The sequence below is a fragment of the Magnetospirillum sulfuroxidans genome, assembly GCF_018224925.1.
Classification (GTDB): domain Bacteria; phylum Pseudomonadota; class Alphaproteobacteria; order Rhodospirillales; family Magnetospirillaceae; genus Magnetospirillum; species Magnetospirillum sulfuroxidans.
The window spans coordinates 75173-96065 of sequence record NZ_JAGTUF010000005.1 but is presented as its reverse complement, the minus strand read 5'-3'; the positions used below and the strand labels follow the sequence as shown (position 1 = coordinate 96065).

20 protein-coding genes are annotated in these 20893 nt (G+C 61.3%); 11 read left to right on the top strand and 9 right to left on the bottom strand.

Features of this window, described 5'->3' with window-relative positions:
• Positions 1 to 59 precede the first annotated feature (59 nt).
• Positions 60 to 1682, bottom strand: a complete 1623-nt coding sequence (locus KEC16_RS07865) for a cytochrome D1 domain-containing protein (RefSeq protein ID WP_211547581.1) — start codon at positions 1680 to 1682, stop codon at positions 60 to 62.
• Between the two features lie 335 nt (positions 1683 to 2017).
• Here KEC16_RS07865 and KEC16_RS07860 point away from each other — a divergent pair, with 335 nt between their 5' ends.
• From KEC16_RS07860 to KEC16_RS07810, 11 genes are all read left to right on the top strand, one after another.
• A complete protein-coding gene (locus KEC16_RS07860) occupies positions 2018 to 2611 on the top strand; it encodes a NapC/NirT family cytochrome c (protein ID WP_211547579.1) in 594 nt (197 codons plus the stop codon).
• A gap of 2 nt (positions 2612 to 2613) precedes the next feature.
• A complete protein-coding gene (locus KEC16_RS07855; protein ID WP_211547577.1) occupies positions 2614 to 3657 on the top strand; it encodes an ethylbenzene dehydrogenase-related protein in 1044 nt (347 codons plus the stop codon).
• A 68-nt stretch (positions 3658 to 3725) separates the two neighbouring features.
• Positions 3726 to 4487, top strand: coding sequence for a uroporphyrinogen-III C-methyltransferase (cobA, locus tag KEC16_RS07850; RefSeq protein WP_211547575.1), 762 nt, complete (start codon positions 3726 to 3728; stop codon positions 4485 to 4487).
• A complete protein-coding gene (locus tag KEC16_RS07845; RefSeq protein WP_211547573.1) occupies positions 4484 to 4795 on the top strand; it encodes a c-type cytochrome in 312 nt (103 codons plus the stop codon). The genes cobA and KEC16_RS07845 overlap by 4 nt, the downstream gene beginning before the upstream one ends.
• Positions 4792 to 5955: a cytochrome D1 domain-containing protein gene (locus KEC16_RS07840; RefSeq protein WP_211547571.1), complete on the top strand. Its 1164-nt coding sequence runs from the start codon at positions 4792 to 4794 to the stop codon at positions 5953 to 5955. Before KEC16_RS07845 ends, KEC16_RS07840 begins: the two co-directional genes overlap by 4 nt.
• Positions 5956 to 5958: 3 nt before the next feature.
• The gene (locus KEC16_RS07835; protein ID WP_211547569.1) at positions 5959 to 6408 is read left to right on the top strand and encodes an AsnC family transcriptional regulator; all 450 of its coding nucleotides are present in this window, start codon (positions 5959 to 5961) and stop codon (positions 6406 to 6408) included.
• On the top strand, positions 6399 to 6896 hold the full coding sequence (gene ahbB / locus KEC16_RS07830; RefSeq protein ID WP_211547566.1) for a siroheme decarboxylase subunit beta: 498 nt from the start codon (positions 6399 to 6401) through the stop codon (positions 6894 to 6896). Before KEC16_RS07835 ends, ahbB (KEC16_RS07830) begins: the two co-directional genes overlap by 10 nt.
• Positions 6897 to 6900: 4 nt before the next feature.
• On the top strand, positions 6901 to 7344 hold the full coding sequence (locus KEC16_RS07825) for an Lrp/AsnC family transcriptional regulator (RefSeq protein WP_211547564.1): 444 nt from the start codon (positions 6901 to 6903) through the stop codon (positions 7342 to 7344).
• Complete coding sequence (gene ahbB / locus KEC16_RS07820) at positions 7341 to 7823, top strand: siroheme decarboxylase subunit beta (RefSeq protein WP_211547562.1); 483 nt, start codon at positions 7341 to 7343, stop codon at positions 7821 to 7823. The genes KEC16_RS07825 and ahbB (KEC16_RS07820) overlap by 4 nt, the downstream gene beginning before the upstream one ends.
• A gap of 13 nt (positions 7824 to 7836) precedes the next feature.
• Positions 7837 to 8964: a heme d1 biosynthesis radical SAM protein NirJ gene (gene nirJ / locus KEC16_RS07815; protein WP_211547560.1), complete on the top strand. Its 1128-nt coding sequence runs from the start codon at positions 7837 to 7839 to the stop codon at positions 8962 to 8964.
• Entirely contained in the window at positions 8961 to 10502 is a 1542-nt protein-coding gene (locus KEC16_RS07810) for a nitrite reductase (protein ID WP_211547558.1), read from the top strand. The genes nirJ and KEC16_RS07810 overlap by 4 nt, the downstream gene beginning before the upstream one ends.
• A 66-nt stretch (positions 10503 to 10568) precedes the next feature.
• On the opposite strand, the gene KEC16_RS07805 is transcribed toward KEC16_RS07810, so the two are convergent.
• The 8 genes from KEC16_RS07805 to KEC16_RS07770 all read right to left on the bottom strand — a co-directional run bounded on the left by KEC16_RS07805 (position 10569) and on the right by KEC16_RS07770 (position 20881).
• On the bottom strand, positions 10569 to 13643 hold the full coding sequence (locus KEC16_RS07805) for an efflux RND transporter permease subunit (RefSeq protein ID WP_211547556.1): 3075 nt from the start codon (positions 13641 to 13643) through the stop codon (positions 10569 to 10571).
• Between the two features lie 9 nt (positions 13644 to 13652).
• On the bottom strand, positions 13653 to 14759 hold the full coding sequence (locus KEC16_RS07800) for an efflux RND transporter periplasmic adaptor subunit (protein WP_211547554.1): 1107 nt from the start codon (positions 14757 to 14759) through the stop codon (positions 13653 to 13655).
• Positions 14760 to 14778: 19 nt separating this feature from the next.
• Positions 14779 to 15315 carry a TetR/AcrR family transcriptional regulator gene (locus KEC16_RS07795; protein ID WP_211547552.1) on the bottom strand — a complete coding sequence of 179 codons (537 nt, stop codon included), beginning with the start codon at positions 15313 to 15315 and terminating at the stop codon, positions 14779 to 14781.
• A 252-nt stretch (positions 15316 to 15567) separates the two neighbouring features.
• Positions 15568 to 17265: a methyl-accepting chemotaxis protein gene (locus tag KEC16_RS07790; protein ID WP_211547550.1), complete on the bottom strand. Its 1698-nt coding sequence runs from the start codon at positions 17263 to 17265 to the stop codon at positions 15568 to 15570.
• A 24-nt stretch (positions 17266 to 17289) separates the two neighbouring features.
• On the bottom strand, positions 17290 to 17745 hold the full coding sequence (locus tag KEC16_RS07785; protein ID WP_211547548.1) for a cache domain-containing protein: 456 nt from the start codon (positions 17743 to 17745) through the stop codon (positions 17290 to 17292).
• 161 nt (positions 17746 to 17906) lie between these two features.
• Positions 17907 to 18578 carry an ABC transporter ATP-binding protein gene (locus tag KEC16_RS07780; RefSeq protein WP_211547546.1) on the bottom strand — a complete coding sequence of 224 codons (672 nt, stop codon included), beginning with the start codon at positions 18576 to 18578 and terminating at the stop codon, positions 17907 to 17909.
• Positions 18579 to 18580: 2 nt separating this feature from the next.
• Complete coding sequence (locus KEC16_RS07775) at positions 18581 to 19831, bottom strand: ABC transporter permease (protein ID WP_211547544.1); 1251 nt, start codon at positions 19829 to 19831, stop codon at positions 18581 to 18583.
• Positions 19832 to 19834: 3 nt separating this feature from the next.
• The gene (locus KEC16_RS07770; protein ID WP_249208926.1) at positions 19835 to 20881 is read right to left on the bottom strand and encodes an efflux RND transporter periplasmic adaptor subunit; all 1047 of its coding nucleotides are present in this window, start codon (positions 20879 to 20881) and stop codon (positions 19835 to 19837) included.
• Positions 20882 to 20893: the final 12 nt, after the last annotated feature.

The window sequence follows — 20893 nt, the reverse complement described above, 5'->3', positions numbered from 1 at the left end:
GGCAATAAAAACCCCCGGAGAGACGCGCTCTCCGGGGGGGAAGGGCCAGCTATCGCGACTTAGTAGATGTCGTGCTGGGTATTCTTGACGTTGAACTTGCCGGTGGGCGTGATCAGCTTGGGATCCTTGATCACCGCCTTCATCTTGCGGGTCTTGTCGTCCAAGATGACGATGGCCGAAGGCTCGGTCTTGCCGGCCCACAGCGAGAACCAGACTTCGTCGCCGGTTTCGTTGTATTCGGCATGAACGGTACGCTTGATCGCCTTGCTTTCCGGCAAGCCGGCCATCTTGGCGACGTTGATCACCTCGGGGCCTTTGTCCAGATTGTTGATGTCGTACACGGTCACCGATTCGGCCGCTTCCCGATCAGGCATCAACGGCGCGTCGGCCCACAGATTGTGCGAAGCCGGATGGGTTTTGACGAACAGCGAACCAGAACCATGGTTTTGCAGTTCTTGGACCACCTTCCAGGCGCTTTCCGGGTGCTTTTCCGGGTCGGTGCCGATCAAGGTGATGACGTCGGCGCCCAGATGCGAGGTTGCCCACACCGGCCCGAACTTGGGATGGACGAAATTGGCGCCACGGCCCGGATGCGGCTTGGCCTTGGTATCGACCAGAGCGGCGAGCTTGCCTTCCTTGGTATCGACCACGGCGACCTTGTTCGACGCGTTGGCGGCGACCAGGAAGTAACGCTTGGACGAATCCCACCCGCCGTCATGCAGGAACTTGGCCGACTCGATGGTCGTTTCCTTCAAGTTCTTGATGTCGGTGTAGTCGACCAGCTTGATCAGGCCGGTTTCCTTGACGTTGACGACGAATTCCGGCTTGATCTGCGACGCCACGATCGAGGCGACGCGGGGTTCCGGGTGGTATTCGCCCTCGATGGTGTTGGAACGGGTGGAAACGATCTTCAACGGCTCCAGCGTCAGGCCGTCCATGATCACGTATTGCGGCGGCCAGTAAGATCCGGCGATCGCATACTTGTCCTCGTAGCCCTTGAACTTCGAGGTTTCCACCGAACGGGCATCCAGACCGGTCTTGATGGTGGCCACCACTTGCGGCTTTTCCATCCACAGATCGATCAGGTCCAGCTTGCCGTCGCGGCCGATGACGTAGACATAGCGGCCCGAATAGGAAATGCGCGAGATGTGCACGGCATAGCCGGTCTTGACGATGTTCCAGATCTTCTTGGTGTCACCGTCGATCAGGGCGACTTCGCCGCTATCGCGCAAGGTCACCGAGAAAACGTTATCCAGGTTGACGTTGTTCATCTTCTTGGTCGGACGCTGGTCCACCGGGACGACGACCTTCCACGACCCCTTCATGGCGGTCATGCCCCATTCCGGCGGCGAGTCCGGCGGCATCTGGATATAGGTGGCCATCATCTTGATCTCATCCTTGGTCAGGATGTCGTCAAAATTGACCATGCCGCCTTCGGTGCCGTTGGCGATGATCTTTTCCAGGCGGTTCTGGCCCAGCTTGGTGGTGTTGGCCGGCTCGAGATTCTTGCCGGTGGCGCCTTTGCGCAGCACGCCATGGCAGCCGGCGCAGCGTTCGAAGAATATCTTGGCGGCGGCATCCTTGGTGGCGCCGGTCAAAGCCGGTTCATTGGCGAAGGCGCCCGTCGCCATGGCCATCGGCATCACCGACAACAGCAAGGCGTTCTTCAGTCCCTTCCACATCACTCGTCCTCCACTTGATATGTGATCGCGCCGCTCCCCCCTTTTGAGAGTTCAGCGTATCGAGTGGGGCCACATTGGGCGTCTGGGGGGATAGAGACTTTAACCAAAGTCAAATAGAGCGGCGAAAAGTCGATGGCGGCCGAATATCAGCATGTGTTGTGACTAACACCAAATTGACCAATGTCACAAAGCCGCCCGGCCAGCTCGGGATAGGGTCAGCTCACTGGCCGGTACTGGTTTCGGGTGGTTTGCCCAACGTCAAGTTCCGGTCCAGGGGGGGCGTGATACAAGCGCCATAAAATACCGGAGCAAAAGGAGACCCTCGGGGTAAAGCCATGGCTTCCAATCAGTCACTGTTCAGCCGAGTGTCAAAGATGAAGATACTGGGGGCGTCCCTGTTGGGGGCGGCGGTTATTTTCGTCGGCGGCATTGTCTTCTGGGGCGCGTTCAATACCGCCATGGAAGCCACCAATACCTTGGAGTTCTGCATTTCATGTCATGAAATGAAGGACAACGTATATCAAGAGTATGTAAAGACGGTTCACTACACCAACCGTTCCGGCGTTCGCGCCGCATGCCCGGATTGCCATGTCCCCAAGGATTGGGTGCACAAGGTGGCGCGTAAGATCCAGGCCTCGAACGAGCTGTACCACAAGTTCATGGGCACGGTGTCGACACCCGAGAAATTCGACGCCAACCGCTTGGAAATGGCCAAGCGCGAATGGGCGCGCATGAAGGCCAGCGATTCACGCGAATGCCGCAACTGCCACGCCTTTGATCAGATGAATCCGGATAAGCAAAAGCAGCGGGCGCGCAAGCAGCACGAAAATGCCCAGGAAGAGGGGCAGACCTGCATCGATTGCCACAAGGGCATCGCCCATAAGCCGGTGCATCAGGATTTGGAAGACGAAGAAGACGCCAAGGAGTGAGAATGATGATCTATCGGAGCGCGCTGAAAACCCTGAGTGTGGCCGCCTGTGCCCTTGTCTTTGGCGGGGGGATCTGGGGGGCAGGATCGGCGCTGGCCGCCGGCAAGACCATTGATTGGGCCAAGGTTCCCGAGGCCAAGACGGTTTTGTTCTATCCCGGCCAGACCTCTTATGAATGGATTCAGACCGGCACCGATCACGGCGGCGCCCGTTCGTTCCTGAAAAAGGGCGACAATTGCGCCGGCTGCCATTCGGAAGAAACCGCCGACATGGGCAAGAAGATGGTGAGCGGGCAAAAGGCCGAGACCACCCCCATTCCCGGCAAGCGCGCCTCGGTGCCGCTGTCGATCAAGGCGGCCTATGACGCCGATACCTTGTACATGCGTTTTTCCTTTCCCGTCGGGCCGCACAATGCCGTGCCGTTCGCCGCTGGCGGCATGATGGATGCCGACAATGAAATCAAGCTGGCCATGATGTTCGATGGCGGCAAGGTCGATAAGGCGGCGCAATCGGGCTGCTGGGCCAGTTGCCATAACGACGCCCGCGACATGCCGTCGGCGCCGAAAAAAGAGGCGTTGGCCGCCGCCAAGGGGATCGACACCTCGCATGGCTATGTCACCAAGTATCTGCCGGAAAGCCGCACCGCCATTTCGGTCAAGGAAGAACCGCGCGGCGGCTGGGACAAGGTCAAGCCCCAGGCTGAACTGGATGCGCTGCTCAAGGACGGCACTTTCTTGGACCTGGCCCGCTTTAAAAGCGGCAAGGGCGGGGTGTCGGAAGATGGTTACATCCTGGCCGAACGCGTATTGAAGGAAAATGCCGGCGCCATCTTCACCGGCAAGAAAGACGGCGATCAGTGGGTGGTGACGATGACGCGCAAGCTGAAATCCGGCCTGCCCGGCGATGTCGCCCTGGAAGACGGCAAGGCCTATACGGTCGGGTTCGCCGTCCATGACGATCACGCCGCCGGCCGCTTCCACCATGTGTCCGTCGACATGCGCCTGGGGCTGGGGGCCGAAGGCGAGATCAAGGCGGTCAAGCAGTAAAACTCCGTTCCTGTCGTCACTCTCGCATTGGCGGGGGTGACGGCGGTTTTTGGCAGGGGGAGCTGACCATGACAGGCAAAATCTATCTGGTGGGGGCCGGGCCGGGCGACCCGGAATTGCTGACGCTCAAGGCCGCCCGCCTGATCGCGGCGGCCGAGGTGGCGGTATTCGACCGGCTGGTTGCCGATGCCGTGCTTGATCTGCTGCCGCCGGCGTGTTTGCGCATTGATGTGGGCAAGGAAACCGGCCGTCATTGCGTGCCCCAAGATGAAATCAACGCCATCTTGGTCAATCTGGGTTTGGCCGGCCATCGGGTGGTGCGCTTGAAGGGCGGCGATCCCTTCATTTTCGGCCGTGGCGGCGAAGAAGCCGAGGTGCTGGCCGCCGCCGGCGTCGCCTTTGAGATCGTCCCCGGCATTACCGCCGCCGCCGGTTGCGCCGCCGCCGCCGGCATTCCGCTGACCCATCGCGGCGTGGCGCAAGGATTACGCTTGTTGACCGGTCATCGTCAGGATGACGGTGAGCTGGATTTCGATTGGCACCGGCTGGCCGACCCCACTTGCACCCTGGTGGTGTATATGGGGGTGGCAAGCGCGGAGCGTCTCGCCGGAGGTCTCCGGGGCGCGGGGCTTTCCGGCGAGACGCCCGTGGCCATCATTGAACGCGGCACCACCCCGGATCAGCGCACGCTGTTTTCGTCCCTGGCCGATCTTGCCGCCGACATGGTCCGCTGGCAGCCCAAGCCGCCGTCCTTGCTGATCATCGGCGCCGTGGTCAACCACGCCTTGACCCCGCATATGGATCATGTGGGCCGCGAGGCGGCGCAATGAAGCGGCTTTTGCTTTCGACCTTGTTGCCGCTGGCCTTTCCGGCTTGGGCGTCCGAGCCCAGCGCCCAGCGGCAACAACAATTAAGCGCCTTGCTGGATCAAGATTGCGGGTCGTGTCACGGCATGACCCGCAAGGGCGGCCTGGGCTCGCCCTTGACCATGGAGGCCATGCGTGAACTGGGCGACGAGGCCCTGGTCGCCACCATTCTTGACGGTCGCCCCGGCACGCCGATGCCTCCGTGGAAATTGATGCTGAGCGAAGCCGATGCCCGCTGGCTGGTGCGGCGGCTAAAAGGGGAAACGCCATGAAGACGATCCTGTCCGCCGCTTTGCTGCTGTTGTTGGGAGCTTGCGCCCCCACCTTGCGCGCCACCGGCGATCTGGGCTTGGTGGTGGAACGCGCCGATGGCCGCCTGAAAATGGTGGAAAACACCCATTCGACCACGCTGGCCGAGATTTCCGGGCTGGGGGATCTGTCTCACGCCTCGGTGGTGTATTCCCGTGATGAACGTTTCGCTTTCGTCTTTGGCCGCGATGGCGGCCTGACCAAGATCGACATGCTGCAAGCGCGTATCGTCGGTCGGGTGATGCAATCGGGCAATTCCATCGGCGGCGCCATCTCGCAGGACGGTTCGTTGGTGGCGGTGGCCAATTACACGCCGGGCGGCGTCAAGGTGTTCGACAGCGACAGCTTGGAACTGGTCGCCGATATCGCCGCCATTGGCGCCGATGGGAAATCGTCCAAGGTGGTCGGGCTGGAAGACGCGCCGGGCAATATCTTTGCCTTTTCCCTTTATGATGCCGGTGAAATCTGGCTGCTGGACCTAAAGGACCGTTCCAGCCCGAAAGTCCGCAAATTTCCCCATATCGGCAACCAGCCCTATGACGCGCTGATCACCGAGGATGGCCGCTATTACATGGCCGGTCTGTTCGGCGAGGACGGCATCGCCATGCTGGATTTGTGGAACCCGGATTTGGGCGTGCGCCGGATTCTTGACCATTACGGCCGTGGGCAAGAGGCATTGCCGGTCTACAAGATGCCGCATCTGGAAGGCTGGGCGGCGTCGGGAAATCTGGCCTTTCTGCCGGCCATCGGCCGCCATGAAGTGCTGGTGGTGGACATGACCAGCTGGCGTGAGGTCGGGCGCATCGCCGTTGCCGGTCAGCCGGTTTTCGCCATGTTGCAACCGGGCGGGCGGCGGCTATGGGTCAATTTCGCCATCCCCGATAACGGCAAGGTGCAGGTGATCGACGTGCCTTCCTTAAGCGTGCTCAAGACCATCGAGCCGGGGCTCGCCGTCTTGCACCTGGAATTCACGCCGCGAGGCGAACGGGTGTGGCTGTCGGCCCGCGATTCCGACCAGGTCACCGTCTGGGATACCGAAACCATCACCCAGGTCGCGGCGCTTCCGGCGTCCAAGCCGTCGGGCATCTTTTTCACCGCCCGCGCCCACCGGATCGGGCTTTAGGCCATGGACGCCATCGACCGCCGCCTGCTTGACGAATTCCAACATGACCTGCCGCTGGTGCCCGATCCCTATGCCGCCATCGGCCGGGAATTGGGGATTGGCGCGGCCGAGGTCATCACCCGTCTTGATCGGCTGTGCCGTGCTGGCTGCGTCAGCCGGGTCGGCGCGGTGATCAAGCCGGGGTGTGCCGGCGCTTCGACGCTGGCGGCCATGGCGGTTCCCGGCGACAGGCTGGAACAAGTGGCGGCGTTGGTGTCTGAATATCCCGAGGTCAATCACAATTACCAGCGCGAGCATCGCCTGAATCTGTGGTTCGTGGTCACCGCCGCCAGCCGCGAGGATGTCGACAGGGTTCTGGCCGACATTCGCCGGCGCAGCGGGATCGAGGTGCTTGATCTGCCCATGCTGGAAGATTTCCACATCAATCTGGGGTTCGGATTGCAATGGACGTAACCGCGCGCGAGCTTGACCTGATCAACGCCCTGGCCAGCGGCCTGGACCTGTGTGACGCCCCTTATGCCCAATTGGGCTTGGCGGTGGGCATGGACGAGGTCGAGGTGATCGAAAGACTGACCGAGTTACGCCGGCGCGGCATCGTCCGTCGCTTGGGAATCATTGTCCGCCATCATGAATTGGGCTATCGCGCCAACGCCATGGTGGTGTGGGATATCCCCGATTCCGAGGTCGCCGAGATCGGCCGGCGGCTGGGGCAATGCCCGGAAGTCACCTTGTGCTATCGTCGGCCGCGCCGGCTGCCCGACTGGCCCTATAATCTGTTCACCATGGTGCATGGCAAGGACCGCCAGACGGTGGAAACGGCCATCGCCGCCATCGCCGAGCGTGAAGGCGTGGCCCAGCATCCGCATCAGCCGCTGTTTTCGCTGCGCCGTTTCAAGCAATGCGGCGCCCGTTACGGTCGCCGGCTGGCGGCGGCGGAATAAGCGGATGGACGAGATTGACCGCGCCATCATCAACGCCTTGCAAGGCGGTTTTCCGCTTTCGCCGACCCCTTTCGCCGATGCCGCCGCGCCGCTGGGCTTGACCGAGGCTGAACTGATCGACCGCATCGCCGCCTTGCGTCGGTCCGGGGTGTTGTCGCGCTTCGGCCCGCTGTATAACGCCGACCGTTTTGGGGGGCACAATACCCTGGTGGCCATGGCGGTGCCGTCCGACCGTTTCGACGCGGTGACCGAAATCGTCAATTCCTTCGCCGAGGTCGCGCATAATTACCAGCGCGACCATCACTTCAACATGTGGTTCGTCATCGCCGCCGACAGCCGGGAAAAGGTGGCGGCGGTCTTGACCGAAGTCGAGGCCGGCACCGGATTGCCGGCGCACGATATGCCCAAGCTTACCGAATTCCATATCGGCTTGAAGTTCGAGGCATGACCCAACTGGATTCCATCGACCGCGCCATCATTGTCGCCACCCAAGATGGCTTGCCGCTGGTGCCGCGTCCCTATGACGCGGTGGCCGAACAGGTGGGAATCGCGGCAGCCGAGGTGACGGCGCGGATGGTGGCGATGATCGAAGCCGGCGTCATCCGTCGCATCGGCGCGGTGCCTAATCATTACGCCCTGGGTTATCGCTGGAACGGTATGAGCGTCTGGGACGTGGCCGATGGCGACGTGGCCGCCGCCGGCGCGGCGATGACCGCTTTGGGGTTTGTCAGCCATTGCTATCAGCGGCCGCGGCTGTTGCCGCACTGGCCCTATTCCCTGTTCGCCATGGTTCACGCCCGCAATCAGGACGATGCCGAGCTTTTGGTCCGGCGTATCGCCCAAGCCCTGGGGCCGATGAATCGCGGCCACCGGGTTTTGTATTCCACCCGCATCTTGAAAAAGACCGGCCTGCGGCTGACCACCTGAAGGGGAGGGAACCATGTTCCGCCTGAGCCAGTTTCTACGCGAAATCCATAATCCCAGCCCGGTCGGCCCTCGGCGCAATCCACCCGGTCCAGTGGTGATTTGGAATCTGATCAGGCGGTGCAATCTGTTGTGCCGACATTGCTATTCGACCTCGGCCGACAAGGATTTCGCCGGCGAGCTGGATCTTGATGAAATCATCGCGGTGATGACCGATTTACGCGCCTTCAAGGTGCCGGCGCTGATCTTGTCCGGTGGCGAACCGCTGTTGCGCCCCGATATCTTTTCCATCGCCGCCGAGGCCAAGAATTTGTGCTTTCCCTCGTTGTCGTTGTCGTCCAACGGCACCTTGATCACCGAGGCGTTGGCCGACCGCATCGCCGATACCGGCTTTGATTATGTCGGGGTTTCGCTTGACGGCATTGGCGGCGTCAACGACGCCTTTCGCGGCCGTGACGGCGCCTTCGCCAGTGCCTTGCATGGCTTGCGTCTGTGCCGCGAGCGCGGCGTCAAGGTCGGGTTGCGCTTTACCATGACCGCTGAAAATGCCCATCACTTCGCTGACATCCTTAGGTTGACGGCGGATGAGGGGGTGGGGAAGTTCTATTTCTCCCATCTCAATTACGCCGGGCGCGGCAATGTCAACCGGGCGGATGACGCTGGTTTCACAATGACGCGCAAGGCCATGGAAACATTATTTGATTTTGCTTTGGCTCACCCTTTGGTCGAATGCGTCACCGGCAATAACGATGCCGATGGACCGTTCTTTCTGGCTTGGGCTGCTTCCCGCTGGCCTGCTGCGGCCGACCATCTGGCGGCCAAGCTGCGGCAATGGGGCGGCAACGCTGCCGGCGTCAACGTCGCCAATATCGACAATCTGGGCTGGGTCCATCCCGACACCATGTGGTGGCACGAACGGTTGGGAAATGTGCGCAAAACCCCGTTTTCGGCTTTGTGGTCCGATCCTGACAACCCGGTATTGACGGGGTTGCGGCCGCATCCGCGCCGGGTCGGCGGCCGTTGCGGCGGTTGCCGTCACCTGTCCATCTGCAACGGCAACAGCCGCGTCCGGGCCGATCGCGCCGGCGGCGATCGCTGGGGCGAAGATCCCGGCTGCTATCTGACCGACAAGGAAATCGCATGAAACGCCTGCTTCCCCTGGCCTTGGTTCTGCTGGCGGTTCCGGCCTTGGCCGATGACGTCAACCGGCTTTACACCGAAACCTGTGCCGCCTGTCATGGCGCCGACCGGCTGGGGGCCATCGGTCCGGCCTTGTTGCCGGAAAATCTGGGGCGGCTGAAACCGGCCGAGGCGGAAAAGGTGGTGGCCGAGGGGCGCGCGGCGACGCAAATGCCCGCCTTCAAGGACCAGTTGAGCGGCGAACAGATCAAGGCGCTGGTCAAACTGGTCTATTCCCCGGTGCCGGCCTTGCCGCTATGGCGGGCAGAAGAGATTACGGCGTCGCATCTGGTGGTGACCCGAACCGCCGATCTGCCGGTCAAACCGCCGTTCAAGGCCGATCCGATGAACCTGTTCACCGTGGTCGAGGGCGGCGACCATCATGTCAGCATCGTCGATGGCGATCATATGAAGCCGCTTTATCGGTTTCAAAGCCGCTTTGCCTTGCATGGCGGCGCCAAATATTCCCCCGACGGCCGCTTCGTTTATTTCGCCTCTCGGGATGGCTGGATTTCCAAGGTCGATATGTGGACCGGCAAGCTGATGGCGGAAATCCGCGCCGGGATCAATACCCGCAACGTCGCTGTCTCTGACGATGGTCGCTTCCTCATGGTCGGCAACGTGTTGCCCCATACGCTCGTCGCGCTGGATGCAAACGATCTGTCGTTGTTGCAGGTGATCCCGGTGGAAGGCGACGGCAAGACCAGCCGGGTGTCGGCGGTCTATACGGCGCCGCCGCGGCATTCCTTTGTCGTCGCCTTGCGCGATCTGGAGGAAATTTGGGAAATCCCCTATGCCGACGATGCCGCCCCGGTGATCAACGGTTTGGCCCATTCGCGCGAAAAGGGGCTGGAAGAGGGCGTCGGCACCGACGGACGTTTCCAGGCGTTGCGTATCCGTACCCCCGATTATCTGGACGATTTCTTTTTTGACCCAGGCTATGAAAAAGTCATGGGGGCTTCGCGCGACGGCAAGAAGGGCATGGTGATTGACCTTGATCTGAAACGCAAAATCGCCGACCTGGATCTTGGCGGCATGCCGCATCTGGGGTCGGGGATCGTCTTCAGGCAAGGCGAACGCTTGCTGATGGCGACGCCGCACCTGAAAGAGGCGATGGTCAGCGTTATCGACATGCGGACCTGGGAAACGGTCAAGCGCATCCCCACCTTGGGGCCGGGCTTTTTCATGCGCGGTCATGAAAACAGCCCCTATGCCTGGGTCGATGTCTCCATGGGCAAGGAGCGCGACGCCATGCAGATCATCGACACCCGCACGCTGGAGATCGTCAAGACCGTGCGTCCGGCCAAAGGCCGCCTGACCCGCCATGTGGAATTCAATCGCGACGGAACCAAGCTGTTGTTGTCGGTGTCGGAAAAGGATGGCGCGGTTATCGTCATCGACGCCAAAAGCTTCGCCGAGGAAAAGCGTCTGCCGATGAATGCCCCCATCGGCAAGTATAATGTCTGGAACAAGATCACCTATTCCAATGGGACATCGCATTAGCCCTGCTTGGTATCGACAGCGTAAGCACAAAGAAAAACGGCGGAACCCGCAGGTCCCGCCGTTTTTTTATTCCGCCCCTTCTGTGGCGGTGTGGTGGAGCGTTTCCGGCTCGACCTTGCGGCCGCGATCGGTGGCCAGGAAAGTGTAGATCACCGGCAGCACGAACAAGGTGAACAAGGTGCCGATGCTCATGCCGGCGACGATGACCACGGCGATGGAAAAGCGGCTGGCGGCGCCGGCGCCGCTGGCCATCAGCAGCGGGATCAGGCCGGCGACCATGGCGGCGGTGGTCATCAAGATCGGGCGCAGACGCAGGCTGGCCGCCACTTGCACCGCTTCCATGCGGCTGAGACCTTCTTGTTCCTGGCGTTCGCGCGCCACCTCGCAGATCAAGATGCCGTGCTTGGTGATCAGGCCGACCAGGGTGATCAGGCCAACCTGGGTGTAGATGTTCATGGTGGCGACGCCCAGCGCCAGCGGGATCAGCGCCCCGCACAACGACAACGGCACCGACACCAAGATGACCAGCGGATCGCGGAAGCTTTCAAACTGCGCCGCCAGCACCAGGAAGATGATCAGCAGGGCGAAGACGAAGGTGATCGCCAGGGAATTGCCTTCTTGCATGTACTGACGCGACTGGCCGCCGTAATCAAAGGTGGTGCCCTGCGGCAACACTTCGGCGGCGATGCCGTCCAAGGTCGACAAGGCTTGCCCCAAGGTGATGCCGGGCATGGGGAAAGCGGTGATGGTGAAGCTGTTCAGCTGGTTGAACTGATTGAGCGATACCGGCTTGATCGCTTGCTTCAAGGTGACCAGAGACGACAGCGGCACCGATCCGCCATCGCCGGTACGGACGTGGAAACGGCCCAATTGACGCGGATTAAGGCGGAAATCACGCGGAACCTGCGGGATGACCTGATACGAGCGGCCTTGCAGGTTGACAAGGTTGACGTAGTTGCCGCCGGTCATGGTGGCCAGGGCTTCGCCGATCTGTTGCATGGTGACGCCGTAAGACCCGGCTTTGTCGCGGTCGATATCGACCACCGTTTGCGGGCTTTCGAACTTCAAATCGCTGTCGATGAAGGCGAACTGGCCGGAAGCGGTGGCGCGGCGCATCATCTCGGCCTGCAAGTCGTTGAGCGCCTTGTAATCCGAAGTCGAGGTGATGACGAACTCCACCGGCAGACCATCCGAGCCGGGCAACGGCGACGGCGAGAACACCGAGGCGCGGACGCCGGAAATCGCGTCCAGCCTTTTCTGGAATAGCGGCGTCAGCTCCTTGGTTGACAGTTTGCGCTCTCCCCATGGCTTGGTCACCGCGCCGCCAAATCCCTGATTGATCGAGCCGATGCCGGCGATCAGGAAGCGGTCGCGCACCTCGGGAAATTCCTTCAGCGCATCGTCGATCTGGTGGGCGAACACTTCCATGTATTCGGTGTTGGCCGAAGCCGGGCCGGTGAAAGCGGTGAAGACCACGCCTTGATCTTCTTCCGGGGCCAGTTCGGTCGGCACCGCCAGGAACAAAAAGGGCAGCACCACCACGACGATGGCGGCGAAGACCAAGGTGGTGGAACGATCCGTCAAGGATGCCGCCAGAGCGCGGCGATAGCGTCCTTGCAGGCCGTCGAAGATGGCGTCGATACGGGCCGGCAGGCCTTTTTTGTCTTCGTCGTGTTTCAGGATCAGCGAACACATCATCGGCGACAGGGTCAGGGCGATCAGCCCCGACACGATCACCGATCCGGCCAGGGCCAGGGCGAATTCCTTGAACAAAGATCCGGTCAGGCCACCCATGAAAGCGATGGGGGCATAGACGGCGGCCAGGGTGATGGTCATGGAAATCACCGGTCCGGCAATTTCGCGGGTACCGACAATGGCGGCCTGGAATGGCGAAAGCCCTTCCTCGATGTGGCGATGGACGTTCTCGACGACGACGATGGCGTCATCGACGACCAAACCGATGGCCAGGACCATGGCCAACAGCGTCAGCAGGTTGATGGAAAAGCCCAATGCCAACAGCAACACGCCGACGCCGATCAACGACAACGGCACGGTGATGACCGGAATGGCGACCGAGCGGAACGAGCCCATGAAGGCGAAGATGACGATCATCACGATCACCGCCGCTTCCAGGATGGTCTTCACCACCTCGTCGATGGCCGCTTGGATGAATACGGTCGAATCATAGGCGATTTCGGCGTCCAGGCCGGGCGGCAACTGGGCGATGATGGCGGGCAGGGCGGTATCGCGGATTTCTTGGACCACCGTCAGCGGATTGGCTTCCGGGGTGGTGAAGATGCCGACGAAGATGGCCCGTTTGCCGCTGGCGAACACCGCCATTTCGTCATTTTGGGCACCTAACGAGACTTCGGCGATATCGGACAGGCGGATCAGCCGGGTGCCGTCGTGACGAACCACCAGATTGCGGAAATCGGCGATGGTGTTCAGATCGGTGCGCGCCTGGGTGGTGACCACGTCATAGGCGCCCTTGGTCGAACCGGCGGCGGCGGTGAAGTTATTGGCGGTCAAGGCGGTATTGACGTCGGCGGCGGTCAGGTCCAGCTGCGCCAGCTTTTCCGGGTCCAGCCAGACCCGGATCGAAAAGTTCTGGCCGCCGAACACTTCCGGGTTGGCGACGCCAGGCACCGAGGCCAGTTTCGGCTGGATCACCCGGTTGACGTAATCGGTGATCTGTTCCTGGGTCAGCACGGCCGAGGAAAACGCCAGATAGGCCGAGGCGAAGGTCTGGCCGGTTTCTTTTTTCAGCACCGGGTCGTTGATGCCGCGCGGCAGCACCGAGCGCACTTCGTTGACCTTGCTCATCACTTCGGTCATGGCGGCGTCGGGGTCTTCGTTCAGGCGCACATAGGCCTTGATCACCGAAGCGCTTTGCACCGATTGCGAGGTGATGTAATCCAACCCGGCCGATGTCGCCACCGCCTTTTGCAGCGGTTGGGTAATGAACCCCTGGATCAGTTCGGCATCGGCGCCGGGATAGGTGGTGGTGATGGTGATCACCGTGTTTTTCATTTCCGGATATTGCCGCACCGGCAGCATCATCAGCGCGCGCAGGCCGATGAAAAGAATCAACAGACTGATGACGCTGGCCAGGACCGGGCGTTTGATGAAAATGTCGAACATGACCCGCTCCTATTCGGCCTTGGCCGCTTCTTGCTTCAACGGATCGGCGGCGCTGACCTGAACCTTGGATCCATTTTCCAGCTTTAACTGGCCGGTGGTGACCACGGCGGCGCCGGCTTGCAGGCCCTTTTTGACGACGACGCGGCCGTCGCGGCGTTCGCCCAGATCGACCACCAGACGGGCAGCCTCGGGGCCGTCGGCGCCGTCCTTGACCACGAACACGGCATCGCCGTGCAGGTTATAGGACACCGCTTCCACCGGCACCGTCACCACTTCGGCCACGGCCGGGCGCAGGATTTGGATGCGGGCGAACATGCCCGGCCGCAACACCCCCTCGGCATTGGGAAAGCGGGCCTGGGCCAAGATCATGCCGGTCTTGGCGTCGACCTGGGGCTCGACGGCGGCGATGACGCCCTCGAACACCCGGTCGGGCCAGGCGTCGGTGGTCATGCGGATCGGGCGACCGACACTGGCCAGTTCCAGATCGCGCTGCGACACCGAGAAATCGGCCAGCATCACCGACAGATCCTGAAGATTGACGATGGCGGCGCCGGCTTGGATGAACTGACCCAAATCGACCTTGCGGACGCCCAGCACGCCGTCAAAGGGGGCGTGCACCTGCTTTTTGTCGATCTGAGCCCGCAGGCCGGCGACCTTGGCTTCCTTGACCTTGAGTTCGGCATCGCTTTTGTCCACCGCCGATTGGCTGACCGCGTCGGATTTGACCAGCTTGCGCTGACGCTCGGCCGAGATGCGGGCCAGATCGGCATCGGCCTGGGCCGAGCGCAGGTCGGCGCGTTCAACGTCTGAATCCAGGCGCAGCAAGGGCTGGTTCTTTTTCACCGCCTGACCGGATTGAAAGCCGATATCGACGATCAAACCCGAGGTCGAGGCGCTGATATCGACACCATTGACGGCGGCCAAGGTGCCGACGGCGGCGATGCTGTCCTGCCACTTTTCCATCTTGGCCACCTGGGTGGTCACCGCGATCACCGGCTTGGGCAGCGTGGCGAAATATTGCTTGATCATCATCTGCTTGAACTGGACGAAGGCCAGGACTCCGCCGAAGATGACGGCACTGGCGGTCAGCATGATGGCCATGCGTTTGATTTTCATGATGAAGGCTCCGTCACTTTCATTTCAGCAGATCAAGGGCGGTTTGTTGAATGCGACCGTACAGATCGGGGTCGGATATGGGCAGATTGAGCATGCGCTCGAAGACATAGCCGTCCATGGCCATGCAAATCAGCGCCGCCAAGGAGGGGTTTGGGCTGTCGCTTTTGACACGGTCGATCCATTCGGCGAATTTGGCGTGAATGGGGGCCAGCAGATCGGGATTGACGGTCACCGCCGCCAGCAAGGCGCCGCCGATGGGGTCGCCGGCCGGCCCGCGCGGATCAAAGGCGGTGCGCACCACCGTCCGGGCCCAGCGATAGGGGCCGGCGGCTTCGTGTTCGTAATATTCCATGTGCAAGGCGTCGCAGGAATCGATCATCCGCTGGATCATGCCGCGGATCAGATCGTCCTTGCTTTTGAAGTGGTAGAGCACGCCGCCCTTGGACAGACCGGCCACCTTGGCCGCGGCGTCCAGGGTCAGCTTGCCGACCCCTTGCTCGCGCACGACGGCCATGGCGGCATCGATAATGTTGTCCCGGGTGGTGGGAGAGCTCATGCCATAGGATCCTTACTGTACCGTCTGGACGGTTAAGTCCCCGGCGAAACGGTATATGGCATGGGCGTACCGAATTTACACCCCATACTGACGCATTGCAGCATTGTGCAAGATTACACTCTTGCCGAAAGGGGGCCGGAATTGGCTGAGAAACAGCGCTTTCACGCGGTTTCCTCCCTTCTGCTTGGGGAATTGCCCCCGTCAAGGATTGGCGATGGGGGAAGGATCAACCGGTGTTGATGCCTGCTTTTGTCAGGCGGCTTGCACCGCGCTCAGAAAGGCGCTGACTCGTTGGTCAAGATGGCTGGATTGTTCGGCCAGGGCATTGGCGGCGCTCAGAACGTCATTGGCGGCGGCACCGGTCTGTTGCGACGCGCGGGTGACGCCGCCGATATTTTGGGTGACCGCATCGGTGCCTTCCGCCGCTTGCTGGACACTGCGGGTTATTTCCTGGGTGGCGGCGCCTTGTTGTTCGACGGCGGCGGCGATGTTGGCGGAAATATCGCTGATCCGTTCGATGGTGCGGGCAATACCAGACAGGGCCTGCACCGCTTCGTTCGAGGCGGCTTGCACGGCGCCGATCTGGGTGGTGATTTCGGTGGTGGCGCGGCCGGTTTGATTGGCCAGCGCCTTGACCTCGCCGGCAACCACGGCGAAGCCCTTGCCGGCTTCACCCGCTCGGGCTGCCTCGATGGTGGCGTTGAGCGCCAGCAGATTGGTTTGGCTGGCGATGTTGGTGATCAGGCCGACCACCTGGTCGATTTTGGTCACCGCCTGGTTCAAGCCGTTGACGATGCCGTCGACCCGCGCCGCTTCGGCGACGGCGCCTTGCGCCACGGTCGAGGCCTGTTGCACCTGGACCGAGATTTCCCCGATAGAGGCCGATAATTGCCCGGTGGCGGCGGCGACGGTCTGAACGTTGAGCGATGTCTGTTCCGCCGCGACCGAAACGGCGCTGGCCTGATCCTGGGTCTGGGTGGCGATGGCCGACATCGCTTGCGACGTCGATTGCATCTGTTGCGAGGCAGCGGAGACCTCGTCCAAAGCGTTGCGGGCCAGTATCTCGAATTCCCGGCTCAGGCTGGCGATGCGGTCGGCGCGATCCATTTGGATCTTCTTTTCCGCTTCTTGTTCCGCCGCCAAGTGATCGACCTTGATCAGGGCTTGTTTGAAGCTTTGTACGCTGCGGGCCATTTCGCCGATTTCATCCCGCAATTCCTGACCACTCACGATGGTGTCGTAATTGCGTTGTTCCAGGTGTCGCATGGCCGTGGTCAGCGATTTGATCGGAGTCGAGATGCGGGTCGACAGGCGCAGGGTCAGGGTGATGGCGGCGACCACCGCCACCATGGCGGCGACCAGAAAGGTCCAGCGGGCGGTGGCGATGGCGCTGGCGGCGTCCATGCTGGCCGCCGTGCTGAGCCGGTCGATGGTCGTGACCAAGGCATCCAGGCTTTTGTGGGCTTTTTCAAAGTTGCGGTCCACCGGGCTCATCATCGTCAAGGCGGTGCCGACATCGGAATCGACCATGTCCGTCACCACCTTGGTGCTTTTGATAAAGCGTCCCAGATCGGTCATGCCGGCGTCGATCTTGGCGGCTTCAAGACCCAGTTCGGTGGCCATGGACTGGAATTCCTTGAGCTTGGGGGTCAAGGCATCGATCTCGGCCGCCGAGGCGGTTGCCAATTTGGTGATTTTGTCCGGGTTGTCTTCCATCGAGGCGATGGAAACCATCCGGTACAGATTGCTTTGGGCCATCAACATCATATTGGCGAAATTGGCGGCCTGGGTGGTCCTGGTCGCCAATTCCCGTTCATAGGCCATGTGCCGGGCGCTGTTGGTCATGACGTAAAGACCATAACTGACCAACAGCAGCAGCAAAGCGATTAACAAACCCGGCGCCAGAGCAATTTTGGCCCGAATGCTGAGAGTGTTTATTGTAATCGCCATGACTGCCACCATAATCAATTGAAATTACTTATAAATTCCAACGCAGACGATTGTTTCGCCGGTCTTTTCGCAATAGGTGGATTTGGGTTCGATTTTTTTGGTGGTCGGATTGGTGAACTTGTAATCTTGCCAGAAGGTGCCCTTGCTCGTGGCCAGTTCGACCCGTTCCTTCACATAGAACTTGCCGTCGGTATCCTGATTTTCGATCAAATCCTTGCCGACCAACTTGGCGTTGGCGCCATGGGCCAGACATTTTCCGTTCAGGTCGTAGACGATGACATAGAGGTCGCGATCAACGAATCGGGGATCCTTGGCGATGATCGCTTCATAGGTCTTGGCGGCGCCATCGGCGGTGATCGCTGTCACCGCCTTCTTGGTCATGGCCGTCGCTTCGGCGGCCGTGCCCTTGCCGTCGGCGGCGACGGCTTGGGTCGCGAACAGACCCAGCGCCATAGTGGTGGCGATACAGCTTTTGATCATCGTTCATCTCCCGACATGATGGAATTCGACTGTGCTTTGGCTTTTATGCCTTATGTCGATAGTTATATTTTTGCGGGAGATTGCAAAGGCATTTTTCTTGATCAATAGGTCGGTATGCCTGCAACTTTGGTCTGTGTTGATCGGCAAAATGGGTCTGCGGATCAGGGGGAAATGCGTCCATCGACCAGATGGAGGCGACGATCGGCGGTGGCGGCCAGATCGTTGTCGTGGGTGACCACCACGACGGCCCGTTGTTGGGTTTGGGCCAATTGCCGGAACAAGGCGAAGACGAGTTCAGCCGATTTGGTGTCCAGATTGCCGGTGGGTTCGTCGGCCAAGATCACCGCCGGATCGTTGGCCAAGGCGCGGGCGATGGCGACGCGTTGGCGTTGGCCGCCGGACATCTGTTCGGGCAGCTTGCCGGCGTGTTCGGCCAATCCCAAGGTGTCGAGCAGCCAATCGGCGTGCGCCCGAATGGCGCGGCCATCCAGTGTGCCCAGGCGACGCATGGGGATTTCCACATTGGCGCGGGCGGAAAATTCCGGCAGCAGGAAATGGAACTGAAAGACGAAGCCGAAACGGGCCAGCCGTAAATCGGCCAATTGGTCGTCGCTTAATCCGGCGGTGGCGGCGCCATCGACCAGAACCTCGCCGCTGCTGGGGCTATCAAGCAAGCCCAAGAGATACAAGAGCGACGATTTGCCGGACCCCGAGGGGCCGGTGACGGCGACGAACTCGCCGGGTTCGACCACCAGATCGATCTCGCGCACCAGGGTGACGGGCACCGGGCCGGGCAATGTGCGGGTCAGCTTGCGCGCTTGCAGGACCGGCATGACTAGGCCCCGCCGCGCACGATATCGACGGGCTGGAGCCGGCTGGCCCGTCGCGCCGGCAGCCAGGCGGCGAAAGTCGAGGCGGTCAGCGCCATGGCGCCGCTGATGGCGTAATGCTTGGGCGTGCGATACAAGACGAAACCCTGGGCGCGGACGAAACCTTCCATCTTGAAATCCAATGTGCCCATGAATTCCACCAATCCATAGCCCAAAGCCCAGCCCAAGATCACGCCGATGACGCCCAGCATCAGACCTTCGTAGACGAAGATGCGGCGGATATCGGCATCGCGAAAGCCGATGGATTTCAAGATGCCGATATCCTTGGTTTTTTCGAACACCACGGTGGAAATGACGTTGAAAATGCCAAAACAGGCGACGATCAGGATGGCGCCGACGGTGGAATACATGATGGCGTTCTGGATGACGAAGATGCCCAAGACGTTGGACGATTGTTCCTGCCAGCTTTCGCTGCGATAGCCGAAACGGGCTTCGATGGTCTTGGCCAGATCGGCGGCCTGTTCGACGTCGTCCAGCCGGATACGGATGCGGTTGATGATGTTGGGGCGGTTTTGCAGCACTTGCGCCTTTTTCATCAGCGCATAAGTCTCGAAATTGTCCATCAGGGTGATGCCGCTGACGAAGATGCCGACCACCTTCATGCGCATGACCACGCCTTCGGGGCTGACCACCGACACCATGTCGTCCATGCCGATACCGGCCTTTTGGGCAATGCCTTCGCCGATGATGATGCCGTTGGCGGCGGTGTACAGACTGTCGAGCGAGCCGGAAATCAAATCCTTTTCCAGCTTGGTCACCAGCCGTTCCTTGTCGGGGACGATGCCGGTGATGTTGGCGGAAATGTCCTTGGCGCCAAAGCGCAGCAAAATGTTGCCCGACAGTGTCGGCGCCACTTTCAGACCGGGCATTTCTTCCAAGCTGGCGATGATCGAGCGCGCCCCCCTCAGGCCGCGCACTTCGTCCTTGGGCTTGATGCCGCGCAGGCCGATGACGGCGGCGGGATAGGCGGTTTCGACCGGCTGGCGCGGTGGGGCGCGGAATTCGTCCTTGATGGTGATATGGGGGGCGACGTCGATGATGCGGCTGACAAAATCACGCTGGAACCCTTGCATCATCGCGGCGATGGCGATGAAGAAAGCCACCCCCAGCGCCACTCCCAAGAGCGAGGTGACGGTTTGCCGCCGCCGGTGCAGCAGATGACGGGTGGCGATGGCCAGTCCCAGCGGCAACGCCATGATCTATTGCGCCGTGATGCGGTCGCCGGCTTTCAGGCCGGCGGGCGGGCTGGCGACGATGCGGTCGGCGGCCTTTAGGCCGGACAGCACTTCCACCCGGTCGCGGCCCTTGATGCCCACAACGATCGCTCGGCGCGCCGCCTTGCCGTCTTCGTACACCAGGACCGCGTCCTTGGCCACGGCGCTGGCCGGGATCAGGTTGGCGTCGGGCTTTTCGGCGGTGATGATGTTGATTTCCGTGGTCATGCCGATCATCAGCGGCGTGTCGTCGGGCAATCGCACGCGGACGCGAAAGGTTTTGTTGATGGGGTCGCCCTTGGGGGTGATGCGGTCGATGGTTCCGCTCAGTCCTTGGTTGGGGAAGGCGTCAGCCTTGATCAGCACTTTCTGACCCGCCGCCACCACGGCGATATCCTCCTCATCGACATCGGCGGTGATGCGCAACGGGCGTTGTTCGCCGATCCAGAAAATGGTGTTTTCCGGCTTGACCACCTCGCCCGGTTCGGCGTCGCGGCGTAACACCATGCCGTCCATGGGGGCGGTGACAGCAAGATCGCTGCGACGCTGGCGGGCGGCGTTGATGGCGGCCACCGCTTGATCATATTCGCTGCGGGCTTTTTCCGCCGATTCGCGGGCACGGATGCCGCGATCGGCCAAGGTCTTGGCCCGGTTCAGTTCTTCCCGCCAATAGACGGCGCGGGCTTGCAATTCGCTGACCTTGGCCTGGGCTTCGCGGTCGTCCAGGCGGGCGAGGGGTTGGCCCAAAGTCACCCGATCGCCTTCGCGTACCAGCATTTCGGCGATGCGGCCGGTGGTGACCGGGCCGATCTTGGCCCAGTTTTCCGGCTCGACCGTGCCGGTGGCATAGATGGCTTCCACCGCCAGCCCTTGTTCCAGCGATACCAGAGCCACCGCACGGCCGCCATTGCGGGTCAGGGCGAAGACGGCGCCGCCGGCCAGGATGGCGGCGATCAGCAGCAGGGGGATGATACGGGTCGGCTTGCGTTTGATCATGCGCGGCAGAATACACCAGCTTGCCTGTTCAGCCATGCGCATCCGCAA

Bases quoted from the DNA above. Each gene is read 5' to 3' on its own strand.
- KEC16_RS07800 (WP_211547554.1), bottom strand. From the start codon at position 14,759: ATGAAAATCAAACGCATGGCCATCATGCTGACCGCCAGTGCCGTCATC.
- KEC16_RS07835 (WP_211547569.1), top strand. From the start codon at position 5,959: ATGGACGCCATCGACCGCCGCCTGCTTGACGAATTCCAACATGACCTG.
- cobA (WP_211547575.1), top strand. From the start codon at position 3,726: ATGACAGGCAAAATCTATCTGGTGGGGGCCGGGCCGGGCGACCCGGAA.
- KEC16_RS07825 (WP_211547564.1), top strand. From the start codon at position 6,901: ATGGACGAGATTGACCGCGCCATCATCAACGCCTTGCAAGGCGGTTTT.
- ahbB (WP_211547566.1), top strand. From the start codon at position 6,399: ATGGACGTAACCGCGCGCGAGCTTGACCTGATCAACGCCCTGGCCAGC.
- KEC16_RS07780 (WP_211547546.1), bottom strand. From the start codon at position 18,578: ATGCCGGTCCTGCAAGCGCGCAAGCTGACCCGCACATTGCCCGGCCCG.
- KEC16_RS07855 (WP_211547577.1), top strand. From the start codon at position 2,614: ATGATGATCTATCGGAGCGCGCTGAAAACCCTGAGTGTGGCCGCCTGT.
- KEC16_RS07775 (WP_211547544.1), bottom strand. From the start codon at position 19,831: ATGGCGTTGCCGCTGGGACTGGCCATCGCCACCCGTCATCTGCTGCAC.
- KEC16_RS07840 (WP_211547571.1), top strand. From the start codon at position 4,792: ATGAAGACGATCCTGTCCGCCGCTTTGCTGCTGTTGTTGGGAGCTTGC.
- KEC16_RS07790 (WP_211547550.1), bottom strand. From the start codon at position 17,265: ATGGCGATTACAATAAACACTCTCAGCATTCGGGCCAAAATTGCTCTG.
- KEC16_RS07785 (WP_211547548.1), bottom strand. From the start codon at position 17,745: ATGATCAAAAGCTGTATCGCCACCACTATGGCGCTGGGTCTGTTCGCG.
- KEC16_RS07860 (WP_211547579.1), top strand. From the start codon at position 2,018: ATGGCTTCCAATCAGTCACTGTTCAGCCGAGTGTCAAAGATGAAGATA.
- KEC16_RS07865 (WP_211547581.1), bottom strand. From the start codon at position 1,682: ATGTGGAAGGGACTGAAGAACGCCTTGCTGTTGTCGGTGATGCCGATG.
- KEC16_RS07810 (WP_211547558.1), top strand. From the start codon at position 8,961: ATGAAACGCCTGCTTCCCCTGGCCTTGGTTCTGCTGGCGGTTCCGGCC.
- ahbB (WP_211547562.1), top strand. From the start codon at position 7,341: ATGACCCAACTGGATTCCATCGACCGCGCCATCATTGTCGCCACCCAA.
- KEC16_RS07770 (WP_249208926.1), bottom strand. From the start codon at position 20,881: ATGGCTGAACAGGCAAGCTGGTGTATTCTGCCGCGCATGATCAAACGC.
- KEC16_RS07805 (WP_211547556.1), bottom strand. From the start codon at position 13,643: ATGTTCGACATTTTCATCAAACGCCCGGTCCTGGCCAGCGTCATCAGT.
- KEC16_RS07845 (WP_211547573.1), top strand. From the start codon at position 4,484: ATGAAGCGGCTTTTGCTTTCGACCTTGTTGCCGCTGGCCTTTCCGGCT.
- nirJ (WP_211547560.1), top strand. From the start codon at position 7,837: ATGTTCCGCCTGAGCCAGTTTCTACGCGAAATCCATAATCCCAGCCCG.
- KEC16_RS07795 (WP_211547552.1), bottom strand. From the start codon at position 15,315: ATGAGCTCTCCCACCACCCGGGACAACATTATCGATGCCGCCATGGCC.